The sequence below is a fragment of the Candidatus Eisenbacteria bacterium genome, assembly GCA_035577985.1.
GTDB lineage: Bacteria > Desulfobacterota > Binatia > DP-6 > DP-6 > DATJZY01.
Window position 1 is genome coordinate 50,018 of sequence record DATJZY010000014.1, and the last position, 25,538, is coordinate 75,555.

The window sequence follows — 25,538 nt, forward strand, 5'->3', positions numbered from 1 at the left end:
TCGGCTTCCTAGTCGCGCATCGCGTCGGCGATGGTCACGCTCCCCGTGCCGAAGGGGCCGGGGTAGGCCGTCAGCGGTCGCGTCGCCGGCGAGCCGTAGAACGTGAGCAGGGCCAGCGACCGGATGCCGCGGAACACCGAGCGCTTCAGCTCGAGCCGAGAGGTCATGCACTCCGCGAGCACGCCGTCCTGCGCGTCGGGGGGGAGCGACGTGAACGGCCGCACCTTCGCGACCAGGGGCCAGACGCCGAACTCGAGCACGAGCAGCGCCTGCGCGAGCGGGCCCGCGACGCTCGGCGCGGCCACCAGCCATGCGTCGGCGAGCCGCCCGACGTCGACGCGTCGAGCGGCGATGAGCTCGGCGCCGCGCGGCCCGACGATGCGCATCGCCGCCGCCGTGAACACGGCGTAGGTGCGGGGCGAGAGCACCGCGAGCGTCACCTCGGGTGGCGGCGCGAGGCCGTCGGGGACCCCGCCACATCCGGTCGGCACGATGCCGGTCGCCGCCGCGACGCCGGCGAGACGAAGGAACGTCCGGCGATCGAGCGACGCCGCAGCCATGCGGAGCTCGGCCGGGAGCGCGCTCACGCCGGCCCTCGCACGATCCCCTCGGCGATGCGGAGCGCGTTCGCGATCACCGTGATCTGCGGATTGACGCCGGTCGCCGACGGCAGGCTCGAGGCGCAGGCGACGTAGAGCCCGCGCACGCCGAACACCGCGCCGGACGCATCGCACGCGCCCTGCGCGGGCGACCCCGCCATCGCCGCCCCGCCGAAGAGGTGCACGGCGTACAGGAGGGCGAGATCGCTCGGCCGAAGCGGCCGCGTCTTCATCGCCGCCAGGTCCGCCTCGCGACGGATCGGCTCCGTCCCGTTGATGGGCAGCAGCACCTCCTCGGCGCCGGCGTTGAGGTAGCAGCTCGCGGCGCCGACCATGCCCGCCCACAGGCGCTCCAGGTCCTCGGGCGCGAGCTCGTATCGCACGGCACCCTCCGCGCCGATCGTGCCGCGCGTGCGATCGTGGATCACGACGAGCGCACGGGCGAGATTCGGCAGCGCCGCCATGGTCTCGGCGTGGGCTGCGCCGAACCCGGGCAGCGCCGATGCCGCGACGATCGGGTGCACCGTGACGCTCTCGATCATGGCACCGGGCCCGCGGTGCCCGTGCACGTCGGACAGCTCGTCGACGGCCCACGCCATCGTCGGCCCGTAGTAGCCGTGCACCGGCTCGGCGAAACGCGCCGTCACGTGGACGCTGGAATGGAACTGCAGCCCCTGCCCCGCGCGCCCGCCGACGCCGCTGCGCAGGAGCAACGCCGGCGTTTCGAGCACGCCCGCGGCGACGCAGACGAGCGGCGCGTCGATCGCGACCTGCGTGCCGTCCGCGCGGGCGGCGTCGACGCCGCGTGCGACGCCCGCCTCGATGCGAACGCGCAGCGCGCGCGTGCCGGCGAGCGTGCGCGCACCCGCGCGCTCGGCCCGCGGCACGTACGTGACCAGCGTCGACTGCTTGGCGTTGCTGGGGCACCCGTAGTTGCACAGGCCCAGGTTCGCGCAGTCGCGCACGCTCCGCGGCGTCGCCGACGCCGACCAGCCGAGCCGTCTGGCGCCCAGGGCCAGCAGGCGGGCGTTGCGGTTCAGATGATCCGGCCCGGTCGCCTCGGCGTGAACGTCGGTCCACGCGCGCTCGACGAACGGCGCCCACGCGGCGTCGGTGAGCCCGGCGAGGCCGTGGGCGTCGCGCCACTCGGCGAGCACCTCCGGTGCCGGCCGGAAGCAGAGCGCGTCGTTGATGACCGTCGAGCCGCCGACGCATGCGCCGGCATAGAGGTTCATGGTCGTGTCGGCGGTCGACGCCACCTTCCACAGGCGCGCCGTCATCTCGCCCTCGTCGCCGGTGAAGTCGCCGGCTTCGAGCCGCGGGCCGGCCTCGACCACGATCACGCGCCGGCCGGACTCCGCGAGCACGGCGGCCGCGGGACCGCCGCCGGCGCCGCTTCCGACGACGACGGCATCGGCCGCGAGCCGCTCGGGCGGGCTCACGGCCTCGGCGTCACGGCGTCGCGACGATGCAGATGCCGCACGCCTGCGGCGCGCCGCCGATGTTGTGCGACAGCGCCACGTTCGCGCGCTTCACCTGGCGCTTCTCCGCCTTGCCCTGGAGCTGCTTGTAGTTCTCGTAGATCATTCGGACGCCGGTGGCGCCGGTCGGGTGGCCGAAGGTCTTGAGGCCGCCGTCGGTGTTGACCGGCAGCTCGCCGCCCAGCTCGAAGACGCCGCTCTTCACGTGCTCCTTCGCCGAGCCCTTCTCGCAGAAGCCGAGGTCCTCGTAGGCGAGCAGCTCGGTCAGCGTGAAGCAGTCGTGGACCTGCGCGAGGTCGATCTCCTTGCGCGGGTTCGTGATGCCGGCTTGGGCATAGACCTGCCGCGCGGCCATCTCCGTCGCCTTCCAGCGCAGGAAGTCGAAGCTCGGGTCCTCCTGCGGATTCGGCGCGAGGGCGATGCCGATCGCCCGCACGAGGATGTAGTCGTCGCGGTAGCCCTTGGCGAGCTCGCGCCGCGTGATGACGGCGGCGGCGGCGCCGTCGGACTGCGCGGCGCAGTCGTAGAGGCCGAACGGCCACGAGATGACGCGCGCGGCCAGCACGTCCTCGACCGTGATCTCGCGCTTCAGCATGGACTTGGGCGCGAGCGTGCCGTTGTGGTGGTTCTTGACGGCGATGCGCGCCAGGTCCTCGCGCGACGCGCCGTAGGTCTCGAAGTACTGCGCGGCGCAGAGGGAGAACCAGCCGGCCGGCGTCGCGGGCAGGCCGCGCACGCCCGTCACGGCGACGCTCGGGCCCGAGACGCCGCGGTCCTTCGGCTTGTCGAACCCGACGACGAGCACGGTGTCGTACATGCCGCACGCGACCGAGAAGACGGCGCAGCGGAATGCGTCGGTGCCCGTCGCGCAGTAGTTGACGACCATCGTGACCGGCCGATCGAAGAGCTTCAAGGCGTCGGCCACCTCGGCCGAGCCCTTGGAGGGATATTGCGCGCCGCAGAACACGGCCTCGATCTGCTTCTGCGGGTTGTCGATGCCGGCGTCCTGGTAGGCCTCGTACGCCGCCTCGACGATCATGTCCTGCGGGTCCTTGTCCCAGTTCTCGCCGAACTTGCAGCAGCCCATGCCGACGATGGCGACCTTGTCGCGAATGGCGTCCGTCTTGCCCATGACGGGCGAAGCTACGACCCGCGCCCGGGAACTGCAAGCCGCTAGAGGGTCGCGAGAAGGGCGCCCACCTGCTGGCGATAGCGCGCGATGTGGTCGTGCATCCCCTGGGCGCACGTTCCGGTGACGAGGCGACCCACGGCCTTGTCGGTCGCGCCGAGGAGGCGCAGCGTCTTGCGGAGAAGCTTCTTCTGCTTCCCGGGCGCTCCGGCGCCCGCGGCCTGGCGCGCCGCCTGCACGGCCTTGCGCATCTTGCGGAACGGGACGGTCGAGATCGACCCCGTGCAGTCGACCGTGAGGAGACCGAGCGCCACCTCGCACGCGGCTTCGGCGACCGGCGTCGCGGGGAGAAGGCTCGCGGGATACGCGAAGTCCGCGGCGTCGATGTCGTCCTGCCCGAGGCGCGCGCCGCGCCCGTCGTCGTGGGCCGAGAAGTACATGAGCGCGTCGAGCTTCACCGGATCCGTCTCGGCGGGGTTCTCGGACGAGTGGCCGAATCCGATCGCGTGGCCGAGCTCGTGGCCCACCACCTCGGCGAGCCCCACCGCATCGGCGAGGCACATGCCGACCTCGGGATTCAACACCACGTCCCCCTCGAACGCCTTCCCGAAGATCGTACCGTTGACGATGCGCTGGAGCTCGGAGATCTCCGTGGAGCTCGCCGAGAAGACGCCGCCGATGGCGAGCACGCCGGTGCAATTGGCGAGGTTCGGCACGTCGCCGAACGGGTCGCCGAACATGACGACGTTGTCGCCGTCGAGCGTGCCGCCGACGCCCGACGGCGCGGCGGGAACGACGCTGCCCGCCAGCAGCGTGATCGACGCGTCCGGCGCGCCGGTCCACGCCGCCGTGCCGGCCGCGAGCGCGCTCGCGCTCACGCCGTCGTCGAACGCCGGGTCGGCGCCGGCGCGGTCGAACGTGATCGGCAGCCCGCAGTCCGCCTCGAACCAGCGCGCCCCGATGCCGGCGTCGTCGGTCGAGAGCGTGAAGGCCTCCGACAGGAAGGTCGGCGGCTCGATGCCGATGCCGCTCCGTCCGTCCGTGCGCGCACCGGTGCCGGCGCGCGCGAGCTCGCCCACCCGTGCGACCAGCGTCGCGAGCGGGCGCGCATCGACCGTGGGCCCGGCGCGCCGCGCGATGGGAACGCCGTCGCGCGCGGCGAGGATCGCGTACTTCCCGAGCGCGAGCGAGTTCGTGGTGAGGCTGCCGTCGCGACGCGCCCGCAGGAAGACGAGCGCGCGCTCGCCCTGCGCGTAGCTCGGCGCTCCGAACACGACGCTGCGGATGCCGGCGACGTCGCCGCCCGCGTCCGTCACGACCACGCTGGGACCGCCGGGATCGCCCTTCACGGCTTGCTCGACCGCGATCGTGACGCGCGTCATCACGCGGTTCGTACCCAGGAGCACGGACGCGACACGCTCGACCGTGCCGACCACGACGAGGTCGGAGGTCGCGACCAGGTCCTCGTCGGACATCGGGACGATGACCGTCCCGCGCGCGACCGACGTCGCGAGCACGAGCCCGAACCCCATCCCCCACACCCACCAGCCTCGCGACATCTCGCCTCCCAGCGTCAACGAACGACCACGGTCTTTACGTTGACAAACTCCCGTATGCCGTATTCCGACAGCTCGCGTCCATACCCGGACGCCTTGATGCCTCCGAACGGCAGGCGCGGATCGGAGCGGACCTGTCCGTTCACGAACACGCTCCCCACCTCGAGCGCCGCGGCGAGGCGATCGGCGCGCGGGGGGTCGCGCGTCCAGACGGACGCGGCGAGGCCGTACGGCGACCGGTTCGCGAGGCGCACCGCCTCGGCCTCGTCCCGTACCCGCACGACGGCGGCGACGGGCCCGAACGTCTCCTCGTCGAATGCCGGCTGGCCCGGCGCGACGCCCGCGAGGACGGTCGGCGGGTAGAACGCGCCGGGTCCATCCGGAATGCTGCCGCCCAGCAGCGCGCGCGCGCCGAGCGCGAGTGACGAGGCGACCTGCCGGTGGAGCTCGTCGCGCAGGTCCTTGCGCGCGAGCGGACCCACGGTGGTCGCGCGATCGAGCGGATTGCCGACGCGCGCGCCGCGCATGTGCTCCACGAAGCGCGCGACGAACCCGTCCGCCACCGCCTCGACCACGATGAACCGCTTGGCAGCGATGCAGCTCTGGCCCGCGTTCACGAGCCGCGCCTCGGCCGCCACGCGTGCGGCGGCGTCGAGGTCGGCGTCGTCGAGGACGAGGAAGGCGTCGCTGCCGCCCAGCTCGAGGACGCTCTTCTTGAGCGCACGACCCGCGGCGGCCGCCACGGCGCGTCCGGCGCCGGTGCTTCCCGTGAGCGTGACGGCGTGGATGCGATCGTCCGCGATCACGTCGTCCAGTCGCGACGGCTCCAGCAGGACGACCTCGAACGCGCCCGCCGGCAGTCCCGCCGCCTCCAGCGCCGCACCCATCTCGAGCGCGCAGCGCGAGACGTTGGCGGCGTGCTTCAGCACCATCGTGTTGCCCGCCATGAGGGTCGGCGCCGCGCACCGAAAGACCTGCCAGAACGGATAGTTCCACGGCATCACCGCGAGCACCGTGCCGAGCGGGTCGAAGCGGACGTAGCTGCGCGGCGCATCGCTCGGCCGTGGCTGCGCCGCGAGCATGCCCGCGGCCTCGGCGGCGAAGTACTCGCAGGCCCACGCGCACTTCTCGATCTCCGCCTCGCCCTGCGCGACCGGCTTTCCCATCTCGCGCGCCATCGTGCGGGCGTACGCCCCCGCCCGCTCGCGCAGCACCCGCGCCGCCGCCGCAAGACACGCGCCGCGCGCTTCGAAGGACATTTCGCCCCACGCGGCGCGCGCACGCCCGGCGCGCGCGAGCGCGTCGCCGACCTGCTGCCGCGTGGTCTCGGCGAACGTCTCGATCGTCTCACCGCTCACCGGGTCGACGGACGCGAACACACCGTCAGCGTGCCTCACCCTCCGCCTTCGGTCCAGCACGATGGTGCGTTCGGCAACCGGGGGGCCGCGCAGCACGGCCCGCGCACAACCGCGCCCGCCGGTTGCCGAACGCACCATCGTGATGTACCCCGCACCCGATGCCGCACCTTCTTCGCCGGACGCTGCTCACGCTCGCCGTCGCAGGGTACCTCGCCGCGTGCGGAGGATCGGAGCCCTTGCCCGGACCGCCGGCAAAGAAGCCGCCGTCCAAGGAAGCGCAGGAGCTGGCGACCTACACCGGGACGACGATCCCCGCGCCGAAGGAGCCGTCGGTCAAGGTCGTCGGCATCGACATCGGCTCGGCGATCGGACCGGACAAGAACATCACCACCAAGACGACCACCTTCGCACCGATGGACACCGTCCACGTCGCCGTGCGCACCGAGGGCACCGCCGAGTTCGTGAACTTCCAGGCGCGCTGGCACGATCCCGCGAACTCCGTGATCCTGATCGCCAACCAGAGCACCAAGACCACGGGCCCGGCGGCGACCGAGTTCCACTACTCGACCCTGCAGGGTCTCGCGCCCGGTACGTGGACCGTCGAGATCCTGGTCGACAGCATCCCCGTGGGCACGACGACGTTCGAGGTCAAGTGACGGCGGACGGGACCCACGTCGAGCTCTCGGACCTGAACCACGTCGAGTCGTACCGCGAGCTGTCGCGACGCGCGGGCGGGATCGTGCTCGACGAGCCCGGCCTCACCTACTGGATCGGCGGCGACGCGCTCCCCGTGCTGGCCAACGGCGTCGCCCGCACCGATCGATCGGTGACGCCGGCCGCGGTGCTCGAACGGGCGCGACGGTTCTTCGCGACCCATCGGCGCGGCTTCACGATCCTGCTCCACGGCGAGCGCGACGCCGACCTGCGCGCCGCCTGCGAGGCCGCGGGCATGATGCAGATGGGCGACAGCCCCGGCATGGTGCTCGAGCGCCGGCTCGCCGACGCCGTAGCGCCGCCCGGCGTCGCGCTGCGCCGCGTGGAGACGGCCGACGACGCGCTCGCCTTCGCGCGCGTCAACGGCGAGGCCTACGCGACCTACGGCATGCCGCCGGGCTGTGCCGAGAAGCTGCTCGGGCAGCTGGGCGTCGTGCGGGCACCGCACATCGTGTCGATCCTCGGCTGCGTGGACGGCGTTCCGGCATCGGCCGCCATGGTCATCCTCACGCACGGGATCGGCGGCGTGTACTGGGTCGGCACCACGCCCGCCGCGCGCGGCAAGGGGCTCGCCGAGCTGTGCACGCGCGCCGTCGGCAACGTCGCCTTCGACATGGGCGCCCGCTTCGTCGCGCTGCAGGCCTCGGTCATGGGCGAGCCGATCTACCGGCGCATGGGCTACGTCGAGGTGACGCGCTACCCCTACTTCGTCCAGTTCGCGCCGCCCAAGTAGTCCGCCCCAAGACTACGTCTTGGGGCGGGGGCGAGTATGGGGTGCGGGTGGCACGCTGGTCGCGCGTAGTTCGAACGTCCGGGTGCTCCCGAGCCAAGACGGAGTCCTGGCTCGGCGTGCTATCGGAGCGGGGTCGACTTCCAGAAGTAGTTCGGGGTGCCGCCGGCTTCGTGGATCTTGCGGAAGGTGAGCTCGACCGGCATGGCGAGCTTCACCTCCTTCGGATCGACGTCGGTCATCTGTAGGTAGAGGCGTGCGCCCTCCACCTCCACGATGCCGGCCACCAGCGGCGGGGTCGGACTGCCCGCGAAGTTGTCGAAGGTGAACGAGCGCACGGCGCCGACCTTGTCCGACAGGCGCACCTTGTCGAATTCGTCCTTCGCGAAGCACGAGAAGCACACGCGCTGGCGCGGGAACTGCGCCTGGCCGCAGCGCCGGCACTTCTGCGCGATGAGCGTCAGGTCCTCGTCGCGATCGCGGAAGTGCTTGGTCGCCGAGAGACCGGCGCCCGCGCGGCGGTCGTGCTCGGTGGCGATGAACTGCCGGAAGCGGAGGTAGGTGTCGTAGCTCTTCATCTCGGCGCGGCGGGCCAGATGCCAGGCGATGCCGCGCCGCCCCTCGAGCCGCTCGACGAGCGGCGTCGTCTCGAGCAGCAGCGCGTCCGCACCGTCGCCGTAGGCGACGACGAGGAGCTTGTGCCCCGCCTTGGCCTGCTCGAGCGCGCCGGCGAGGAGCAGCGGCGCCAGCGCCGCCCCGGCGCTGCCGACCTTCCCGAACAGAGCGTCCTGCACCTGAGCCTGCGGGTCGAGCCCCAGCTCGCGCACGACCGTCGCGTGGGCGCGTGCGTCCGGACCGTAGACGGCGGCTTTGGTGACGTCCTTGGGTCCGATGCCGGCCTTCGCGAGGAGCCCCTTCACCACCTCGCGCACGTTGTGCCGATAGCCGTGATCGACGACGAAGCGGTCTTCCCAGGCGTGCACGAAGGGATCGCCCTCGGTCCGCCACACGTCGATGATCTCGTCGGCGACCGAGTGCGCGACGCGGATCTCCGCCGCGACCTCGGTGTCGCCGAGCAGGAACGCCGCCGCCGCGTCGCCGAGATTGCTTTCGGGTGCGCTGCGCGGCGCGGCCATGCGCGTGTCCGATACGACGACGAGGACGCGCTTGGCCGACCCGGCCTGGATGGCGTCGAGCCCGGCGCGGAGCGCGTTCGTCCCGGCGCGCAGGGAATCGCCGAGGTCGGCGGTGTAGACGTCGCGACGCAGGTCGAGCGCCTTTGCGACGATCGCCGCACCCTGTTTCTCCTTGAACGGATAGGTCGTCGACGCGAACAGCACCGCGTCGACCGAGGCGCGATCGACGCCGCGCAGGCAGTCGATGGCCGCCGCGACGCCCATCGTGATGCTGTCCTCGTCCCAGCCGGCGACGGCCTTCTCGGGGCCGCCCGGCTTCGGCGCGCCGCCACCGATTGCGGCGAGCGGGAGGCGCAGGCGGGGAATGTAGGCACCGTACGACGTGATTCCGGGCATCGGGCGAAGCTACGATCCGGCCCGCGAAACTGCAAGCCGCGATCGCGGCCGGTTGACGCCGTCGACGGCGCGGCCGTACAAGCGGCGCCGCGATGTCGTCCGAGCCGAGCGCCCTTGCCGATCGCCTCGCCATCGACGACCAGATCACGCGCTACTGCCGGGCGATCGACACCGGCGATTGGGATCTCCTCGACACCATCTTCACGCCCGACGCCGTGCTCGACTACGTGTCGAGCGGCGGGATGCGCGGCGCGTTCCCCGAGGTGAAGGCGTGGCTGGCGGGCGTGCTCCCCTTCTTCGCCATGCGCCAGCACATCGTGACCAACCGCGAGATAACGGTGACCGGCGACACCGCGACCAGCCGGTCCTCGCTCTACAACCCGATGGGCCGCACGCGCGCCGACGGCGGGCTCGACCTCTTCTTCACGGGCGCCACGTACCACGACCGGTGGCGGCGCACCGCCGGCGGCTGGCGCATCACCGAGCGCACGCTCGTGGAGCACTGGCGCATGAGCGCCCCGCAGTGAGGAGGCGGCATCCGAGCAGCGAGCCGCTCACGTCGTGAGCCGGAACAGCTCGCGCGGCTCGCCCAGCCCCTTCAGCTCGTGGACGCCGGCAGACTCGAACGCGAGCCCGGCGCCGGTGAGCAGCAGCTTGGTGGTGGCGGAGACGAGCACGTCGCCCGCCTGTCCGATGCCCGCCACCCGCACGGCTTCGTAAACGGTGAGCCCTCGAGCCTGATTGGAGACGAACTCGACCTCGCCCGTGTGAACGCCGGCGCGAATCGCGATGCCGAGCCCGGCGACTGCGCGTCCCATGGTCTCGGCACATCGGACGGCGCGTGCCGCTCCGTCGAAGACGGCGAGGAAGCCGTCGCCTGTGGTGGCGAACTCGCGACCGCGGAACGCGTTGAGCTGCAGGCGGAGCCGCTGGTTGTGCTGGAGCAGCAGCTCGCGCCATGCCGTGTCGCCGAGGCGCCGGAGGTGCGCCGTGGAGTCGACGATGTCCGTGCAAAGCACGGTCGCGAGAACGCGATCACCGTCGGCCGGCACGCCGTAGATGTGGGCGCTCGCGAACTCGATGGCGACGAACGGCTCGTCGCCGACCACCCAGGCGTCGTGTCCGGGCGGCAGGTCGTACACGTCGTCCACGCCGACTTCGCCGACGACGCCGTCGTCGGTCTCGACGTGCAGCCGACCCGACAGGACGACGCCCTGATGATGCATCTGGCACGACTGCGTGCCCGCGATCGGGCCGACGTCGCGCGACCAGCGCCAGCCCGGCTCGAGGACGAACCGACCGACGGTGACCTCCTGGTGGGTGACGGTCTCGATGCGCCCGTTGGGGAACCGTCGAACCTCCTGCGGATTGCGGAAGCTGCGGACTCGGGGGCGCGTCATACGCCTGGACGGAAGGGTATGCGATGGCGTCGCCGGGCTCAAGCTTTCGGGGGGGCGGCGGTCCGATCCACACCATTCGGCGATATCGCCGCTGCAGGAGCGCTACTTGCAGCGGACCGTCGAGCCCGACGTCCTGCAGCGCAGCGCCCGCTGCGCGCACACGTCGCCGCTCTCGAGCCCCAGCGCGAGGCGTTTCTGGCCGACGGTGCCGGCGGGGAGGCCCGCGAGCGCGAGCGCGACCTTGAACCCGCGCTTTCCCGCCGGCGTCAGCGCGAGCGAGCGCACGATGCTCTCGTCGGCGCCTGCATAGCTGATCGTCGTGCCGTCGGTGACGAGGCCCGTGAGCGCCTCGTCGACGGCGAGCGTGGCGGCGCCGGCGACCCCGAGCGTCACCTGCGCGCCTTCGCGCACCGGGTCGATGCTCGTCTTGCGCGGGAGCTTGAGCGTCCCGGTGAGAGCCAGCGTGCCGTCCGTGGCGCCGGTCGCGCGGAGCTTCGCGATCCCGCCCCGACAGGTGAGGAGGTTGTGGCGCTCGGCGATCACGAGACCGCCGTCGTAGTCCGTCCCGTCGCCGCGCGTGCCGTGCGGATTGCCGTTCGACGGCTGCGTCCACTTGCGCTGGTCGGCGAGCGGCTTGAATGCCCGGCGATACCAGAGCTGCGTGTCGACTCGCAGGTCGCGCTTGGCCCAGTTCTTCGGAAGGGCGAAGCGATAGGTCGTCGTGTCGGTCGCACCGGCGGCGACGCGGTTGTCGAACTCGCCGACCGCCTCGGTGAAGAGCACGTTCTCGACCAGGTTCTCGTCCACGAGGACGCGCGCGTAGCCCTTGCCCGCGAGACCCGCGAAGTCGTGCTCGGCGGGATCGCCGACGCCGCCCCAGTTGGGGACGCGCGGCCCGCCGCCCTCCTGCGCGCTCCGCTGCTCGAGCGCCTCGCCGTCCTTCGTGGCGGGCGACACGACCAGGATGAGGTTCCGCAGCGTCACGCCCGTGGGCACGTCGTGCCCCGCGCCCGAGTTCGTGAGGTCGACGCGCACGACCAGGTCCTCGCCGTCGATGGTGGAGCGAGCGCGCAACGTGACGGCCTGGCGCAGGAACTCCGGCGTCGTGCCCGGGAACTCGTGCGAGCGCACCTGGCTCTGGTCGCGCGTGAACGGAACCCGGTTGCAGAAGTGGTCCAGGCCGGCGAGCGGCATGTGGCAGTCCTGGCACTGCACGCCCTGCGCCGCGTACGGGCTCGCGGCCCATTCGCTGTACGTCGTCTGCGACGGCGGCCCGTCGTAGGTCTCGGTGAAGTCGTCGTTTGCGTCGCGCGGGTCGGCGTGGTCCTCGTGGCAGGCGGCGCAGAGCTTGGACGAGTGGATCACCGCCCCGTACGCCGCCCGCATCTCGAGCCCGCCGTCGAAGGTGGCATCGTCGTAGGGTCCGAAGGCGAGACGCGGCTCGGCGGTCGAGCGCAGCATGGTCGTCTTCGCCGGCAGACCCAGGTCGCCGACCACCAGGTTCGGGCGCCGGATGCCGTCGGGCGAGACGTCGACGTCGACGATCTTGTGGCAGAACGCGCACGCGATGCCGTGCTTGTCGGCGCCGCTCGCGAGGTTGAAGCTCGTGTTGGTCGGATTGGTGCCGACGTACTCCGGCTGGTGGCAGTTCGCGCACTCGCCGCTGCGCGTCGGGTTCGCCGGATCGAGGTTGTGGCTCGTGACGAAGCCGAAGTACGGCGGGTTCGCCGGGTCGGGCGGCGGTCCCATCGCCATGCCGATGTCGGTGCCGTTGTAGAGGTTGTCGACCCAGCGGTTGCGATTGGTGAACGCCATGGTCGACCGCGACCACTGCTCGTAGATCTCCTCGTGGCAGGTCTTGCACTCCTCGGGGGCACGGAAGACGTGCGCCGGGTCGTCGTCGGTCGGGAGCGGGTCGAGCACGATGTCGAGCGCGCTCGCCCCCGGGGCGACGCCGGCGCACTCGCTCCCCCCGTTCTTCCAGCAGCCGATGTAGTGCCCGTCGGCGGCGGCGGCCACGACGGCCGGGCCGGCCGGAACAGCCAGCGTGAACACGCCGGCCGCGTCGGTGATCGCGGGTGCGCCGAGACAGGCCTGCACCCGTACGCGCGCGCCGGCGAGCGGACCGCCACCCATGGCCCGCACCGTGCCGGTGACCGTGCCCGCCGTCGTCGCGCACGGATCGGCTGCCAGGGCAGTGCGTGCGAGGATGGCAACGAGCAGGGTCGCGACGGCGGCCCGCATCACGGGCCCTTCACCAGCGTGCCCTTCTTGTTCGCCTTGAACGGCCGCGTGACGCCGGCGACGTCGAGCCCGATCTCGAGCGCCAGCGTCCAGTCCGACGTCACGCCGCGCAGGAACGCGAGATCGGTGCGCGCGGCGGCCTTGAGCGTCAGCTTGCCGCCCTTCACCACCAGCGTGAGGGTCTTGAGACCGCTGACGCCCGCGCCCTTCCCCTTGACGCGATAGCGTCCGTTCTTCCCCTTGAGGGCGCCGCTCGGGATCTCCCACGCGACGAGCGTCATCCGCGACCCACCCGGTACGCCGACGGAGAGCACGACGGACCCGGTCGCCGGATCGAAGTGCTGCTCGCTCGTCAGACGCGCCGTCGCCGCCAGCGCGAAGGTGTCGGCGCCCGCGCGCTTGCCGAAGCGCACGCGAAGCTTTCGCACCTCGAGCGGCGTGCCGCGGACGGCGATCGACTCGCCGATCGGCCCGTGCGCGGCTTCCTCGAACGCCGCCAGGTCGTTCAGCTGCCGGGCCGACAGGAACGACGTTCCACCGTGCTGGTCGTTGACGTTTCGTCCCTTGCCGGCCACGAGGCAGTCGCCGAACTGCCGCGCGCACGGCCGCACGACGTCGAGCAGCGTCGCGGCCGTGCCGTCGTGCAGATACGGTGCCGTGTTCCACGCGTCGCTCAGCACGGAGGTGATGTAGGCGCTCAGCGTGTCCCGGTTGCCGGGGATCATGTTCTGCTCGTTCTGGAACAGCGTGAACCCGAGCAGGCCGTCCTCGTCGCTCGCGATGCGGAGTGGATTCGTCTGGTCGAAGACGTTGGCGGTGCCGACGTCGTGGACGAAGAACGGGTTGTTGAGGTCGGCGCGCGGCGTCGAGTTCGGGTCGTAGTCGATGGCCGGCTTCTTGTCCGAGAACTGCTGCGGCGAGGGCGGCGCGCTGTTGTGACAGAAGCTGCACTTGACCACCGGGTCGTTGAAGAGGAGCCGGCCGCGCTCGGCCGCGTCGGACGGCGCCGCGCCGCCCGCGCCGAGGTTCGGGTTGCGCGGGAACTCCGTCAGGCTGTAGACGAAGTCCGCCAGGTGATCGAGGCGCACGCCGCGGTGGCGGTTCGGCTCGGGCGAGAGGTCGACGCGGATGTCGTCGGCGAGCGAGTGGCGCACGACGAGCGCCCCGACGCACGCGGTCGGGCTGTGCTCGTTGCCGTCGCAGTCGGCCGCGCCGAGCAGCTCGCGGAGCGTGAACTCGAAGTCCTCGACCTCGTCGCGGTCGCCGTTCCAGTGCGTCGAGCCCATGGGGTTGAAGTAGTTCTCGCGCACCGACGGCGTCGCGCTGATGTTCGGCGGGACGAAGAGCGGGTTCGCCGCGCAGCGCGCGCTCCCGCCGCCGCCCGCGGCGCGGCACTCCGCGTCGGTCGTGCACGCGATGCTCGCATCGTGCGCGCACGTGCCGGGCGCGAAGCTCGCCCGGCCGCGGAGGTCCATCGTGTTCCGCGCGCTCGACCCGAACTGCGAGAAGTCCCACGTGCGCCCGTCCTGCCCGCCGAAGTCCGGATGGCACGAGGTGCATGCCAGCGAGCCGCCGTCGCGCGCCGTGCTGACGACGTCGCCCGGCATGATCGACGTCGCGATCGAGTTCCAGGCCGGGATCGGACCGTGCTGCCCCGCGGCGTCGCGCGCCGAGGTGGAGAAGAGGATCTTGCCGTCGAGGATCTCGGGCAGCACGGGATCCGACGCCGTCGACGAGACCACCTGCTGGACGAGCGGCATGCAGTCGCCGCCGCCGCAGTCGAGGCGCGTCGTGCACGCAGCCGCCGGGTTCGTCTGGCAGCGGAAGCCCGCCGGTGTCGCGGCGACGACCACGACCTTGCGCGCGAGGTAGGCGGCGACGAATGCATGGGTGCCGCCGGGACCGAGGGCGAGGCCGATCGGCGTCGTGCCGGCGCCGTCCGGCACGTCGACCATGGTGCCCGGTCCGACCGCGTAGTCGAGGCCCGTCGCGACCGCGGTGAGGGCGGTCGCGTCGAGCGGCAGCATGCCGCCCGTCGGCACGAGCCGCGCCTGCGGCGCGAGGATGTACGGATCCTCGGCGTCGGTCTCGTCGGAGCGCCACCCACACGCCGTCCCGGACGCGACGCCGCCCGTGCCCTTCTGCGCCACGCGTCCGAACATGCTCGCGGGGTTCCCACTCGCGCCGCGCGCGGTCGAGAAGGCGTAGAAACCGTTCGCCATCTGATCGACGGCGTAGGCCGTCGAGCCGTCGGCCGAGAAGGCGAGCCCGACGACGTTGCCCCCGTTGTCCACGTCGAGGCGGCCGCGCGGCTCGCCGCTCGCGAGATCGATCTTCCAGATGACGGCGCGCGCGATGTCGTGGAAGGCCGGCTTGTAGATGTTGCGTCGCGCGGCGTCGCCCTCGCCCGCGGGGTTCGACTGGAAGTCGAGCGCGGGGAAGAGCCCGATGCCGCCTTGGGTCTGGAAGAACCGGCTGCGCTGGAAGAGGCCCTTGCGCAGCACGTTGTGGAGCGTTCCGCCGACCCAGAGCTGCCCCGCGACGGCGGCGGGCGATCCGGTGGGCGCCACGGCGAGGGCGTCGAGCAGGTTCGCGACGCCCTGCCCGCTCGCCGTCGTCTCGCAGGTCGCGAAGTCGGGCGGGATCGCGAACACGCGCGCGACCGCGCCGGCGGCGGGATCGACCTCGCTCACGTGACCGTCGTTGTTCGGCTCCTTGGTGACGAAGTGCGAGACGTAGACCTTGCCGTCGGGGCCGAGGGCGAGGCCACGCGGCTCGGGCCAGGCGAGCGGGACGGTCCGCTTGACGGTCAGGTCCGCGCCCAGGACCACGAGCGTGCCGGCGCCCTGACACGACACGTAGAGCTCGTCGCCCGCCGCGCTCGCGACGATGCCGTAGGGCGCGCAGCCGAACGGGAGCGCCGCGGGAGCGCCGGCGGGCGAGCCGTCGAGGCCGAGGTGCTGGACGGTGTCGTCCTTCTGGTTGGTGACGAACACCCCGCCCGCCGTCGCGGCGAGCGTGCGGGGACGGTGGCCGACCGGGAACTCGCCCGTGCGCGTGTTGGTCGCCGTCTCGATGCGGGCGACCGTGCCGGAGTCCGGGTTCACGACCCACACGGCGTCGCCCGCGGGCGCCAGCTGCACGGGGCCGCTCGAGGCTGCGAGCGCCCCGGTTGCGAACAAGAGGCTCAGGACCGCAGATCCGAGGCCAACGCGCATCGCGATGGGACGTACCGCGCGGTACGTCGACCTGTCAACGGCGAAAGGCTGCTGCCCGACCCCAAGCAGGCGACTTGTCGGCGGGTTTCGGGCCCTCAGACCGGGACGCCTTCGATGATCGCGAGCCGCGGCGTCGGAACGACCCGCGTCAGGCGGAAGCCTGCCTCGGCGAAGAGCTTCGCGAACTCTGCCTCGGTCCGCTCGCGACCCGTGACCAGCACGAGCATGTTGAGATCCATCCACTTTGCCGGATCGGGCTGGTTCGGCGGCTTCACGACGGAGTCCATGACCAGGAGCCGCCCGCCGCGCGCGATGGCGCGACGGCAGTTCGAGAGGATGCGGACGCACTCGGCGTCACTCCAATCGTGCAGGATTCGCTTCATCACGTATGCATCACCGCCGGCCGGCACGGACTGGAACATGTCCCCGGCGACGAGCTCGCATCGCGCCGCCATCCCGGGCGAAGCCAGGTCTCGCGCACCGTCGATGACCGATGGCGCGTCGTACAGGATGCCCTGCGATCCGGGAGAGCTTTCGAGGATGGCGAACAGCAGCGCGCCCTGGCCGCCGCCGACGTCGACGATCCGCCGGAAGGCGGAAAAGTCGTACGCACCGAGGACCATGGGGATGTCGACGTTGCTCGCGCTCGACATCGCGGCGTTGAAGATCGCGCCGTCATCTTGATGCGTCCCGAGATAGTCGAAGAACGGAACGCCGTGGACCCGATCGAAGACCGGTCCGCCGCTCTTCACGGCGTCGTAGAGCGCGCCCCACGCGCCCCACAGATAGGGCGAAGCGTACATCATGGCCAGCGGTCGAAGGGATTGCGGATGGTCCGATCGGAAGAACTCGCCCCGGGCGGTGAGCGAGAATCGTCCGCGGTCGTCCTCGGTGAGCACGTCCACGGAGGTGAGAAATCGCAGGAGCCGCCTCAGGGGATCTTCCTGCGCAGACGCAACCTCCGCGAGCTCACCGGCCGTTCTGGCCCCGTCGTGGAGCGCGTCGAAGACGGCCAACCTGGCAGCGACGTGGAGCGCCTGGCTCAGCATGAAGGACCACAGAGCTTGGACGAGATCCAGCGGAGCCGCTGCGCCAGGCATCGTAGGTCCGGGTAGCCCAGGTGCGCTGGGCCGTCCAGCCCGAACTCCAGGGACGGGTCATGGCCTCGGCGCGCAGCGGATCTGGCTCGTCTGCTCCTTCACGACCGCGATGCGCGCCCGCGTCGCCGCCTCCAGGCATTCCCAGGACATGCGCGCGATCCGGTCACCGGCGCCGGGTCCCCACCCGCGGTATCGCGCGCCCTCCTTGCAGTCGAGGTCGCGGTACCGTCGCCACGCGTCCTGCGTGCGATCCATCGCGCTCCTCCAGGCCCGGCGGACGTCCGCCGGCATGTCGGCCCGGCAATCGATCCGCCCCATGGCCTCGGCGTTTGCGCGCTCGAGCTCCGCGTCGGCCGTCTCGAACTTCTGCTGCAGCTCGGCGGTGGTCGGCACGGGTGCCGCGGGCTCGGCATCGGCGAGCGCCGCCGTCGCGAGCAGGATCGCGCACACGACTCGCGAGCGCACGGAGAACTCAGCCCGCAGCGCGCTTCGGAACGGGCGGCGTCGTGAAGTCGAGGATCCGCGTGACCTCGGCGTCGCTCATCGCCAGGATAGCCGCCGTCTGGGGCGCCGGCGGGAAGAGACCCGGGCGAACGTCGGGCCGCGGCTGGGGAACCGCGCCGCCGCGCGCGACGAAGGCCGCGGGCCGGCGATAGCGGGCCAGCTCCTGCGCATCGATGCCGCACAGGCCGACCACCTCGGGGTCGATCCATTCGTCGGCGTCGATCGGGGCGGCGGAGGTGGCGAACTCGAGCGCGATCCCCTCGGGCGCCGAGAGGTACATCGATTTGCACATGCCGTGGTCGATCGGCCCGAGAACCTGGTAGCCGCTCGAGCGGATGCGGTCGCGCAGCGCGAGGAGATCGGCCTCCGACTCGACGTTCAAGGCGACGTGCTGCATCGCCCCGGGCGCCACGGGAGCCGCCGCCGAGCCGGCGTGCGAGAGACCCAGCTTCGGCTCGATCGTCCGCATCTCGGGCATCTGCACGAAGGCGAGCGACGCGCTGTCGCCGAGCCGCAGGAAGCCGTGGAACGTGTCCGGGACCCCGTGCATCCAGTAGAGCGCCACCAGCTCCATGCCGACCACCTGGGTGAAGAACTCGATCTGCGCCTTCATGTCGCGGGTGGCGATGGCGAGGTGATGGACGCCGTTCGGAAGACCCATGATTCGTTCTCCTCTCAATGTGCAAGCGGAAAGAAGTAGATCGCCGCGAAGATGACACCGACGAGCCCGGCCAGGAAGCCGACGCCGATCCCGGCCGCCCGCCAGAACGAGTGCTTCCTGCCGCCGGCTGCCAGGTGCTGCTCGAACGCCGTGCCCTGGTGCTGCTTCGCCAGCCGATACACGACGAAGGTGTACGCCACCGGCAGCGCCGTGCTGGGAAAACCGTCGGGAAGGAACTGCGCCAGAGCGAGCGCGAGCACGGTGAAGACCCCGCCCCACACGAGCGTCCGCCGGGCCGCGACGGGCTCGCCCAGCTCGCGGAAGTTCGACGCCATCAGCCAGCAGCCGGCGATGGGGGCTCCCAGCGCCGTGGCGCATCCGACCTGCATCGGGGAGTAGAGCGGGGTCTGCGGGGACGGCTCCGAGGCCACCGCTCACGCCCTCCCTTGGCCCGTGACGAGCACGATCGCCATGCCGTCCCATCCTTTGCTGCCGACCGTCTGCAGCGCAACCGCGCTGACGCGCGGGTCGGCGGCGAGCATGTCGTTCAAACGGCGCACGCCCTGGACGATCGGATCGGTCGACGCGGGATCGGCGACTGCGCCGGCGCGCACCACGTTGTCGACGACGACGAGCGTACCCTTGCGCGAGAGCTCGAGCGCCGACGTGAAGTACTGCGGGTTGTTCTGCTTGTCGGCGTCGATGAAGACGAGGTCGAACGGGCCGTACCCTTCGGCGGCGAGCCGCGGGAGCGTCTCGAGCGCGTTCCCGACGCGTAGCTCGATCGCGTCGGCGACCCCGGCACGCGCGAAGTTCGCGCGCGCGACCCGGGCGTAGCCGGGATCGACCTCGAGCGTAACGAGGCGCCCGCCGGGCGGCAGCGCCCGGGCGAGCCAGATCGTGCTGTAGCCGCCCAGCGTGCCGATCTCGAGGATCGAGCGCGCGCCCTGGATGCGCGCCAGGACCTCCAGCAGCTTGCCCTGGCTCGGCGACACGTCGTACGGCGGCAGGCCCGCGTCGGCGTTGGCGCGCAGCACGGCGTCGAACACCGGGTCCGGACGCACGAGCGTCTCGGTGAAGTAGCGGTCGACGGCCGTCCACCGGTCCTGGCTCATGGTCTCTGGGCACACCCCTCGGGTTTGTAGATGCGCTCGGTCGACGGCGGGTACTTCGCCAGCATGCCCGGCGGACGTCGGGGGCGCGCCACGAACTCCCCGCCGCAGTTGGGGCAGCGCCCGTGGAGACGCGTCTCGGCGCACGAGCGGCAGAACGTGCACTCGAACGAGCAAATGACGGCCTCCTGCGACTCGGGCGGCAGATCGCGATCGCAGCACTCGCAGCTCGGGCGAAGTTGCAGCATGGATCACCTCCGATCTCAGCGCTCGCCGTAGTCCCAGGGCGCGCGCCGCGCGAGATCGTCGAGCGACGCGTAGCCCTGCTCCAGCATGCCGCGCTTGGCGTCGTGGATGCGCCAGTGGAGCGTCGAGCCGAGCAGCGGCTGCGACTCGACCATGATCGCCCGCAGCTCGCCGTCCTCGAACTGGCACTGCTCCTGGACGCACTCTAGCAGCCGCTCGCTGCAGAGGTGACCCTCGCCGAAGTTCCACCCGAGCACCGAGCCGGCCACGTTCTCGCCGTCGACGTAGTGGTATTCCTGGAAGGGCCGACCGCCGATCGCGCGCGGCAGGAGGAGTCCCAGCGTGCGCCCCTGCAGGTGCAGCGAGCGGAACGCGAGGCCGCGGCAGTCCATGTTCGCCGCCTCCTGCGGCGCGAAGCGCTCGAGCTGCTCGCGCAGCAGCGGCGACGCGCGCGTCAGGCGATCCAGCTTCTTGTGGCTGTCGCCGCGGAACAGCCATGCGTTCCACGCCCAGTTGCCGGCGTAGTAACGCATGGCGACGAGGAAGGAGACCCTGGACGGGACGAGGTTGCCGACGAGCGGCAGCAGGAAGCAGCCGACGACGAGGTAGGCAGTCAGCGGCAGCGAGCCGATCTCGAACACGGTCACCTGGGGGTAGCCTCCCCACAGGAAGAACGCCGCGTAGAGGCTGACGAGGTTCCACTCGAAGACGGCCCCCGCCGGCATGTTGCCGAGGATGAAGCCGTGCAGCATCACGACCAGCACGAGCCCCGCCGCCTGGAGCGCCCCGGCGTGGGTCACGAACAGGAGCGTCAACGGCGCGGCGAACTCGAGGAACGTGCCGGCGTGGGCCATCGCCTTGCCGAGGCGCGAAGGCGCGAAGTCGTCGGGGTACGAGACGAACATGCGCCGTCGCGCCGCCGCGCTGCGGACGAGCGGGTTGTTCACGGTCATGACCGGGATCACGTACCCGAAGGCGACGGTCAGCTTGGAGACGCCCGCCCAGAACCAGATCGAGAGCTGGACCACCTTGCACGCCGCGATGAAGTTCCCCGCCAGCAGGAAGCACACGATCATCGCGAAGTGATGCTCGACGCGCGCCGCCAGGATGATCGTCTTGTCGGCGAGGCCACAGAGCGGCAGCAGACAGACGATGGGCAGGAGCTCGGCGGTCCCGATCTGCGGCGCGAGGAGCGCGCGGAAGAGCGACGCGACGAAGGCGGCGTAGAGGATCACGTCGAGCCAGGTGCGCCGCGTGCCGCCGAGCAGCGGCAGGCCCGGGAACGGCGCCAGCTTCGTCGTCCCCGGCCGCAGGAAGTGGAGGAACGCCGTGAACGGCGGCCAGATGTGGAAGCCGAGCGGCCCGCTCATGCATCCGAATCCCATCACCTCGACGGCGCAGGCCCAGATGAACGCCTTCTGGAACGCGATCGGCGTCAGCCACCAGGACGCGATGGTCGAGGGCCCGCCGCAGAAGAACATCCAGGCGAGCGCGACCAGGCACAGCTTCACGGCGTGGAAGACGTACGCGGCCATCGGCAGCCCGATGCCCTGCATCACGTAGCCCTCGCAGCCCTCGCGGACGAGCTCCGAGAAGCCCTTCTCGCGCACGCGGACCGGCGCCGCCGCCCCCGTCATCGATCGGATCTCATGCGAGGAATTCGACCGCGCCCGTCTCGAGCGAGTACTCCGCGCCCACGACCAGCAGGCCCTCGTCGCGGATCAGCTGCTCGAGCAGCTCCGAACCGTGTCGGAGGTGGTTCACCGAGGCGTGGATGTTGGCCCGCACCGCAAGGCGCACGAGCGCATCGGGGTCGCGCCGGAGCTCGGTGCCGAGGAGCGCCTCGACCGACGGTCGCACGCGATCGACGATCGAACGCAGGTTGCGGGACTGGTTCTCCGTGGGTCTGCGCAGCTCCTCCAGCGTCGCCACGACGGCGCCGCACTGGGAATGGCCGAGCACGACCACGAGGCGCGTGCCGAAGCGCGCGGCCGCGAACTCGACGCTACCCACCTGGGACGGCGCGACGATGTTGCCGGCGACGCGGATGACGAAGAGGTCGCCGAGGCCCTGATCGAACACGATCTCCGCGGGCACGCGGGAGTCCGAGCACCCGAGGATGATCGCGAACGGCTCCTGGCTCTTCGCCAGCTCGGCGCGTCGCGCCTGATCGACGTGCGAGTCCGTGCGGCGCACGTTCGAGACGAAGCGGGCGTTCCCCGCACGGAGACGGTCGAGTGCCTCGGAGGCGGGAATCACGGCGTCGAAGATATCGCCGAAGCCGTCAGGTGCCGCAATCCACGTCCCCCCAGCGGCCTAGGAGTCCTCGAGCACACGCCCCATGCTCACGCGCTCCTCGACCTCGTAGCCCGCGCGTCGATAGAAGGCGACGACGTCGCGATTCGTCGCGCGGACCTGCAGGTTCACCTTCGGGCAGCCGAGCCCGCGCAGGCCGTCCTCGGCCGCACGCACGAGGCGGGTTCCGACCCCGCGCCGGCGACGTCCGGGCGCGACGGCGAGATGATGAAGCCACCCCCGGGCGCCGTCGTACCCGGCGATGACGGCCCCCACGAGCGTCCCTTCGTCCTCGGCGACCAGCAGAAGCTCGGGCTGGACCTTCAGCTTGCGGTCGATCACCAGCTCCGGCGCGTTCCGTGGCGGGTCGTCCGGGAATACCTCGGCCCAGAGGCGTTCGAGCGCCTCGCGGTCGGCAGGCCGGAAGGGCCGGACCGTCATTGCTGCGGCTCCATCAGCTCGAGCCGGTTTCCGAAGGGATCGGAGACGTACACGCGATCGTAGCCCTCGAGCGGGTCGTCGACGACGTCGACGCCGGCATCGCGGAGCCGCTTCACCAGGAGGGGAAGATCGCGCACGAGGAGCGCCGGGTGCGCCTTCCGCGCCGGGCGGAAGTCCACCTCGACGCCGAGATGGATCCGGACCGCGCCGCTCTCGAACCACACGCCGCCGCGCCGGGCGAGCGCCGCCGGCTTGGGGCGCTCGGGAAGGCCGAGCAGATCGGCGTAGAAGGCGCGCGCCTCGTCCTCGCGACCGCTCGGCATCGCGAGCTGCACGTGGTCGACGCCGACGATCATCCGCCGACCCACGCGACCACGTGCGGCCCGAGCACGAGCACGCCGATGATCGATGCCCCGGCGGCCGCGATCAGCACCGCCCCGGCGGCGACGTCCTTCGCCTGGCCGGTGATGATCGCGACGCCCCGGATCGCGAACGAGAAGCTCCGGATCCGGCCCGTGAATGTGAGCGATCGCGGCAGCGAGGCGACCATACGGAACGGCTCAGGTCGCCGGCAAGGGGCGCGGCGGACACTCCATCCGGAAGTGGGTCTCGGTCTCGCCGACGACGGTGAAGCCGAGCCGCTCGTAGAGCCGCCGCGCCGGGTTCACCTTGAGGATCGTGAGCACGACCGGCAGTCCGCGGCGATGCGCCGACTCGCAGAGCCTGCCCACGAGACGCGTGCCGATGCCCTGTCCCTGCGCTTCGGGAAGCAGGAAGATCCGCGCCAGGAACACGTGGTCGGGCTTCTCCTCGACGGCCATGCAGCCCACCGCGCGCCCCGACTGCTCGATGATCCGGTGCGTCGCCGGCACGAAGGTGTCGGCGAACAGCCGGTGCTGCCACCCCTCGTCCCACGGGCCCCAGGTCGCCTCGACGTACGTCCGCATCGCTGCACGCAACGCGGCGAACGCGAACTCGAGGTCCTCGTGCGTCGCGGGTCGCAGCGTGACCATGGCTACACGGGGAGGACCCGGGTCGCGTCGACGTACCCGAGCTGGACGAGCGCCGTGCGCGGCGCCACGCGCTCGATCTCGCGGCGGATCGGTGCGACGTCCGTCGCCACGGAGAAGCCCGGCAGCCAGTCGTCGTGATGGCAGAGCACGACGCGCCGCGGGCGCACGAGGTCCACCTGCCGCGCGACGAACTGCGCGAGGCTACCCTGGATGGGCTCGCCGTCGATGTTGCCGCGGCCGGCCGCGGCGAGAATCGCCACGTCCGGCCGGAGATCGCGCAGGACGCCGGTCCAGTGCCCCGACGTGTCCTGATAGAGGAGCGTGCCGTCGGGCGTCTCGAAGAGGTAGACGAGCGCGCCGCCGTCGCCGCGTGCACCCTGGTTGCTCGACACCAGGTGCTCGAGCGTCGGACCGCCGAGGCTCGTCAGGTGCGACACCAGCTCGCCGAAGCGGCGCTGCTGCTCCTGGAGCGTGACGCCGAGGTCGCCCAGACACACCTCGTCCGCCTGCCCCATCTGCCCGTGCGACCAGACACAGGAGTGCTGGCTCGGATATACCGACACGCGCACGCCGCCGCCGAGGTCGATCGTCTCGCCGCCGGCGACGGGCATCATGCGATCCAGCGGCACGCCCGCCGTCTCCATGACGCGGATCGTCTCGTAGCTGCCTACGAGCCGCGCGCGCGTGTTGCGCATGATGCGTTCGGCGCCCCACACGTGGTCGAAGTGGGAATGCCCGACGACGATCCAGTCGCAGGCGTCGATCGCGTCGGCCGTGAGGCCGGTGCCGGCCGCGCCGGCCACGCGGTCGATGTAGGCGTCGAGGAAGATCGTGAGACCGGCCGCCCGCAGCCGGAAGGTCGCACAGCCGTACCAGTCGAGCGTCGTCATCCCTGCTCCCCGATGTCCGTCACTTCGTGCCGGCGGCGCAGAAGCACTCGCCGAGCCGGCTCTGGCCGGCGACGAGCTCGACGTCGCGAAAGCCGGCGCCCTCGAGCAGCGCGCGCACTTGGGCGGGCTCGTAGAGCGTGAAGCCGTACTTCGTGTAGGGCAGCTTGCCGGCTGCCTCGGGCGTGTTGAACGTGACGGCGAGGCGTCCGCCGGGCCGCAGCGTGCGGCGGATCTCGCGGAGCGCCGCCACCGGCTGCGGCCAGAAGTAGATGGTGTTGACCGTGCACGCCTTGGTGAACTCGCCGTCGGCGTGGGGGATCGCCTCGACGCTCGCGCAGCGAAGCTCGAGACGCCCCGCCCGCACCAGCGCGGCGAAGCGCTTGGCGCACAAGGCCGCCATCTCGGGCGAGAAATCCACACCCGCGACGTGGCCGCGCGGGACGAGCGGCGCCATGCGATCGATCAGGTCGCCGCCGCCGAAGCCGACCTCGAGCACGCGATCGTCGGGGACGAGCGCGAGGGCCTTCAGCGTGAGCTGGTTCATGACCGCATTGCTGCGGTTCAAGACGCGGGCGACCACGAGCCGTCCGAACAGCCCCGACGGCTTGCGGAGCTGACCCGCGATGAACGTCGCGACGCTCACGTCCCGTCCCTACGCGCTCCGGGGACGCTGCGCGGCGAGGAACCGCCGTCCGTACGGCGTCACCGAGACGACGCGGCCGCCCTCCTCACGATGGCACGCGACGAACCCTCGCTCGTTCGCCTCCTCCCACACGGGAAGGCGCGGACACGACGTGCGCCAGGCGTCCATGACCTCCGCGTACGGCCTGCGCCGGGCGCCGATCCATTCGAGCAGATCGAGGATCAAGCTGTCGACGGCGTCGGCCACGTCTGCCAGCGTACTCGCCCGCGGGAGCTCTCGGAAATCGCCTCAGGCGATGCTCCCCGCTTCCGACGGCGGGAAGCGCTTTGCCGTCCTGGCGCGCGCCTTCTGCGCCTCGGCCGCACGATCGCGCGGCGGAGCACTGGTCACGAGCGCGTCCAGCAGCTCGTGCGCCGCGTGTGCGACCCGGTCGACGGCGCGGTTGAACACTTCTTCGTTCGCCCTGGACGGCCTCGTGAAGCCGGAGAGCTTCCGCACGAACTGGAGCGACGAGGCACGGACCTCCTCCGGCGTGGCGGGCGGTTTGAAGTTGTGCAGCGTCTTGATGTTCCGGCACATGACCGTCTCCTAATTCGTCAAATACCTTTTGCGCAATGGGCCCCCATCGGGTACGTCGGGCGGAGGAGGTCTCCGGAGATGAGCGGGAAGCGA

28 protein-coding genes are annotated in these 25,538 nt (G+C 71.5%); 3 read left to right on the top strand and 25 right to left on the bottom strand.

From position 1 onward, the window contains the following. Positions 1–8 precede the first annotated feature (8 nt). The 5 genes from VMS22_01685 to VMS22_01705 are packed head-to-tail and all read right to left on the bottom strand — an operon-like array spanning position 9 to position 6,144. Positions 9–587 (bottom strand): hypothetical protein, encoded by a 579-nt coding sequence (locus VMS22_01685; protein ID HXJ32725.1) that lies wholly within the window; start codon positions 585–587, stop codon positions 9–11. Then, the gene (locus VMS22_01690) at positions 584–2,041 is read right to left on the bottom strand and encodes a GMC family oxidoreductase (protein HXJ32726.1); all 1,458 of its coding nucleotides are present in this window, start codon (positions 2,039–2,041) and stop codon (positions 584–586) included. Before VMS22_01690 ends, VMS22_01685 begins: the two co-directional genes overlap by 4 nt. 10 nt (positions 2,042–2,051) lie before the next feature. Beyond that, the gene (locus VMS22_01695) at positions 2,052–3,212 is read right to left on the bottom strand and encodes an acetyl-CoA acetyltransferase (GenBank protein HXJ32727.1); all 1,161 of its coding nucleotides are present in this window, start codon (positions 3,210–3,212) and stop codon (positions 2,052–2,054) included. Positions 3,213–3,253: 41 nt separating this feature from the next. Continuing rightward, entirely contained in the window at positions 3,254–4,768 is a 1,515-nt protein-coding gene (locus VMS22_01700; protein HXJ32728.1) for a hypothetical protein, read from the bottom strand. 14 nt (positions 4,769–4,782) lie between these two features. Further along, complete coding sequence (locus VMS22_01705; protein ID HXJ32729.1) at positions 4,783–6,144, bottom strand: aldehyde dehydrogenase family protein; 1,362 nt, start codon at positions 6,142–6,144, stop codon at positions 4,783–4,785. A 137-nt stretch (positions 6,145–6,281) separates the two neighbouring features. Here VMS22_01705 and VMS22_01710 point away from each other — a divergent pair, with 137 nt between their 5' ends. After that, complete coding sequence (locus VMS22_01710; GenBank protein ID HXJ32730.1) at positions 6,282–6,779, top strand: hypothetical protein; 498 nt, start codon at positions 6,282–6,284, stop codon at positions 6,777–6,779. Then, positions 6,776–7,570 (top strand): hypothetical protein, encoded by a 795-nt coding sequence (locus VMS22_01715; GenBank protein ID HXJ32731.1) that lies wholly within the window; start codon positions 6,776–6,778, stop codon positions 7,568–7,570. The genes VMS22_01710 and VMS22_01715 overlap by 4 nt, the downstream gene beginning before the upstream one ends. Positions 7,571–7,689: 119 nt before the next feature. On the opposite strand, the gene VMS22_01720 is transcribed toward VMS22_01715, so the two are convergent. Next, complete coding sequence (locus VMS22_01720) at positions 7,690–9,099, bottom strand: zinc ribbon domain-containing protein (protein HXJ32732.1); 1,410 nt, start codon at positions 9,097–9,099, stop codon at positions 7,690–7,692. Positions 9,100–9,191: 92 nt separating this feature from the next. Between VMS22_01720 and VMS22_01725 the strand changes: the two genes are divergently transcribed. Continuing rightward, a complete protein-coding gene (locus tag VMS22_01725) occupies positions 9,192–9,626 on the top strand; it encodes a nuclear transport factor 2 family protein (GenBank protein HXJ32733.1) in 435 nt (144 codons plus the stop codon). Positions 9,627–9,653: 27 nt separating this feature from the next. Here VMS22_01725 and VMS22_01730 read toward each other — a convergent pair whose 3' ends face one another. The 19 genes from VMS22_01730 to VMS22_01820 all read right to left on the bottom strand — a co-directional run bounded on the left by VMS22_01730 (position 9,654) and on the right by VMS22_01820 (position 25,445). Beyond that, on the bottom strand, positions 9,654–10,499 hold the full coding sequence (locus VMS22_01730; protein ID HXJ32734.1) for an adenylate/guanylate cyclase domain-containing protein: 846 nt from the start codon (positions 10,497–10,499) through the stop codon (positions 9,654–9,656). A gap of 102 nt (positions 10,500–10,601) precedes the next feature. Then, complete coding sequence (locus VMS22_01735; GenBank protein HXJ32735.1) at positions 10,602–12,746, bottom strand: hypothetical protein; 2,145 nt, start codon at positions 12,744–12,746, stop codon at positions 10,602–10,604. Next, on the bottom strand, positions 12,743–15,961 hold the full coding sequence (locus VMS22_01740) for a YncE family protein (protein ID HXJ32736.1): 3,219 nt from the start codon (positions 15,959–15,961) through the stop codon (positions 12,743–12,745). Before VMS22_01740 ends, VMS22_01735 begins: the two co-directional genes overlap by 4 nt. A 95-nt stretch (positions 15,962–16,056) precedes the next feature. After that, complete coding sequence (locus VMS22_01745) at positions 16,057–17,061, bottom strand: methyltransferase (GenBank protein HXJ32737.1); 1,005 nt, start codon at positions 17,059–17,061, stop codon at positions 16,057–16,059. Positions 17,062–17,118: 57 nt separating this feature from the next. After that, on the bottom strand, positions 17,119–17,526 hold the full coding sequence (locus VMS22_01750) for a lysozyme inhibitor LprI family protein (GenBank protein HXJ32738.1): 408 nt from the start codon (positions 17,524–17,526) through the stop codon (positions 17,119–17,121). 7 nt (positions 17,527–17,533) lie between these two features. Then, complete coding sequence (locus VMS22_01755; protein HXJ32739.1) at positions 17,534–18,226, bottom strand: VOC family protein; 693 nt, start codon at positions 18,224–18,226, stop codon at positions 17,534–17,536. 14 nt (positions 18,227–18,240) lie between these two features. Further along, entirely contained in the window at positions 18,241–18,657 is a 417-nt protein-coding gene (locus VMS22_01760) for a hypothetical protein (protein ID HXJ32740.1), read from the bottom strand. Positions 18,658–18,660: 3 nt separating this feature from the next. Next, positions 18,661–19,341, bottom strand: coding sequence for an O-methyltransferase (locus VMS22_01765; protein HXJ32741.1), 681 nt, complete (start codon positions 19,339–19,341; stop codon positions 18,661–18,663). Continuing rightward, the gene (locus VMS22_01770) at positions 19,338–19,586 is read right to left on the bottom strand and encodes a DUF1272 domain-containing protein (protein ID HXJ32742.1); all 249 of its coding nucleotides are present in this window, start codon (positions 19,584–19,586) and stop codon (positions 19,338–19,340) included. The genes VMS22_01765 and VMS22_01770 overlap by 4 nt, the downstream gene beginning before the upstream one ends. 15 nt (positions 19,587–19,601) lie before the next feature. Continuing rightward, on the bottom strand, positions 19,602–21,221 hold the full coding sequence (locus tag VMS22_01775; GenBank protein ID HXJ32743.1) for a DUF3556 domain-containing protein: 1,620 nt from the start codon (positions 21,219–21,221) through the stop codon (positions 19,602–19,604). A 10-nt stretch (positions 21,222–21,231) separates the two neighbouring features. After that, positions 21,232–21,843 (bottom strand): carbonic anhydrase, encoded by a 612-nt coding sequence (locus tag VMS22_01780; GenBank protein ID HXJ32744.1) that lies wholly within the window; start codon positions 21,841–21,843, stop codon positions 21,232–21,234. Between the two features lie 57 nt (positions 21,844–21,900). Then, the gene (locus VMS22_01785; protein ID HXJ32745.1) at positions 21,901–22,320 is read right to left on the bottom strand and encodes a GNAT family acetyltransferase; all 420 of its coding nucleotides are present in this window, start codon (positions 22,318–22,320) and stop codon (positions 21,901–21,903) included. Then, positions 22,317–22,676 carry a VOC family protein gene (locus VMS22_01790; protein ID HXJ32746.1) on the bottom strand — a complete coding sequence of 120 codons (360 nt, stop codon included), beginning with the start codon at positions 22,674–22,676 and terminating at the stop codon, positions 22,317–22,319. Before VMS22_01790 ends, VMS22_01785 begins: the two co-directional genes overlap by 4 nt. Further along, on the bottom strand, positions 22,673–22,870 hold the full coding sequence (locus VMS22_01795) for a hypothetical protein (protein HXJ32747.1): 198 nt from the start codon (positions 22,868–22,870) through the stop codon (positions 22,673–22,675). The genes VMS22_01790 and VMS22_01795 overlap by 4 nt, the downstream gene beginning before the upstream one ends. A 10-nt stretch (positions 22,871–22,880) precedes the next feature. Then, positions 22,881–23,333 carry a GNAT family N-acetyltransferase gene (locus VMS22_01800; protein ID HXJ32748.1) on the bottom strand — a complete coding sequence of 151 codons (453 nt, stop codon included), beginning with the start codon at positions 23,331–23,333 and terminating at the stop codon, positions 22,881–22,883. A gap of 2 nt (positions 23,334–23,335) precedes the next feature. Then, positions 23,336–24,223 (bottom strand): MBL fold metallo-hydrolase, encoded by an 888-nt coding sequence (locus tag VMS22_01805; GenBank protein ID HXJ32749.1) that lies wholly within the window; start codon positions 24,221–24,223, stop codon positions 23,336–23,338. 19 nt (positions 24,224–24,242) lie between these two features. Next, the gene (locus VMS22_01810; GenBank protein ID HXJ32750.1) at positions 24,243–24,866 is read right to left on the bottom strand and encodes a class I SAM-dependent methyltransferase; all 624 of its coding nucleotides are present in this window, start codon (positions 24,864–24,866) and stop codon (positions 24,243–24,245) included. A 9-nt stretch (positions 24,867–24,875) separates the two neighbouring features. Continuing rightward, entirely contained in the window at positions 24,876–25,112 is a 237-nt protein-coding gene (locus tag VMS22_01815; protein ID HXJ32751.1) for a hypothetical protein, read from the bottom strand. Positions 25,113–25,154: 42 nt separating this feature from the next. Next, complete coding sequence (locus VMS22_01820) at positions 25,155–25,445, bottom strand: DUF2277 domain-containing protein (GenBank protein ID HXJ32752.1); 291 nt, start codon at positions 25,443–25,445, stop codon at positions 25,155–25,157. Positions 25,446–25,538: the final 93 nt, after the last annotated feature.

What these genes read in the sequence shown, in the direction of transcription:
- VMS22_01695 (HXJ32727.1), bottom strand. Translation starts at nt 3,212, where the DNA reads ATGGGCAAGACGGACGCCATTCGCGACAAGGTCGCCATCGTCGGCATG.
- VMS22_01700 (HXJ32728.1), bottom strand. Translation starts at nt 4,768, where the DNA reads ATGTCGCGAGGCTGGTGGGTGTGGGGGATGGGGTTCGGGCTCGTGCTC.
- VMS22_01710 (HXJ32730.1), top strand. Translation starts at nt 6,282, where the DNA reads ATGCCGCACCTTCTTCGCCGGACGCTGCTCACGCTCGCCGTCGCAGGG.
- VMS22_01720 (HXJ32732.1), bottom strand. Translation starts at nt 9,099, where the DNA reads ATGCCCGGAATCACGTCGTACGGTGCCTACATTCCCCGCCTGCGCCTC.
- VMS22_01725 (HXJ32733.1), top strand. Translation starts at nt 9,192, where the DNA reads ATGTCGTCCGAGCCGAGCGCCCTTGCCGATCGCCTCGCCATCGACGAC.
- VMS22_01730 (HXJ32734.1), bottom strand. Translation starts at nt 10,499, where the DNA reads ATGACGCGCCCCCGAGTCCGCAGCTTCCGCAATCCGCAGGAGGTTCGA.
- VMS22_01740 (HXJ32736.1), bottom strand. Translation starts at nt 15,961, where the DNA reads ATGCGCGTTGGCCTCGGATCTGCGGTCCTGAGCCTCTTGTTCGCAACC.
- VMS22_01745 (HXJ32737.1), bottom strand. Translation starts at nt 17,061, where the DNA reads ATGCCTGGCGCAGCGGCTCCGCTGGATCTCGTCCAAGCTCTGTGGTCC.
- VMS22_01755 (HXJ32739.1), bottom strand. Translation starts at nt 18,226, where the DNA reads ATGGGTCTTCCGAACGGCGTCCATCACCTCGCCATCGCCACCCGCGAC.
- VMS22_01765 (HXJ32741.1), bottom strand. Translation starts at nt 19,341, where the DNA reads ATGAGCCAGGACCGGTGGACGGCCGTCGACCGCTACTTCACCGAGACG.
- VMS22_01770 (HXJ32742.1), bottom strand. Translation starts at nt 19,586, where the DNA reads ATGCTGCAACTTCGCCCGAGCTGCGAGTGCTGCGATCGCGATCTGCCG.
- VMS22_01775 (HXJ32743.1), bottom strand. Translation starts at nt 21,221, where the DNA reads ATGACGGGGGCGGCGGCGCCGGTCCGCGTGCGCGAGAAGGGCTTCTCG.
- VMS22_01785 (HXJ32745.1), bottom strand. Translation starts at nt 22,320, where the DNA reads ATGACGGTCCGGCCCTTCCGGCCTGCCGACCGCGAGGCGCTCGAACGC.
- VMS22_01790 (HXJ32746.1), bottom strand. Translation starts at nt 22,676, where the DNA reads ATGATCGTCGGCGTCGACCACGTGCAGCTCGCGATGCCGAGCGGTCGC.
- VMS22_01795 (HXJ32747.1), bottom strand. Translation starts at nt 22,870, where the DNA reads ATGGTCGCCTCGCTGCCGCGATCGCTCACATTCACGGGCCGGATCCGG.
- VMS22_01800 (HXJ32748.1), bottom strand. Translation starts at nt 23,333, where the DNA reads ATGGTCACGCTGCGACCCGCGACGCACGAGGACCTCGAGTTCGCGTTC.
- VMS22_01805 (HXJ32749.1), bottom strand. Translation starts at nt 24,223, where the DNA reads ATGACGACGCTCGACTGGTACGGCTGTGCGACCTTCCGGCTGCGGGCG.
- VMS22_01820 (HXJ32752.1), bottom strand. Translation starts at nt 25,445, where the DNA reads ATGTGCCGGAACATCAAGACGCTGCACAACTTCAAACCGCCCGCCACG.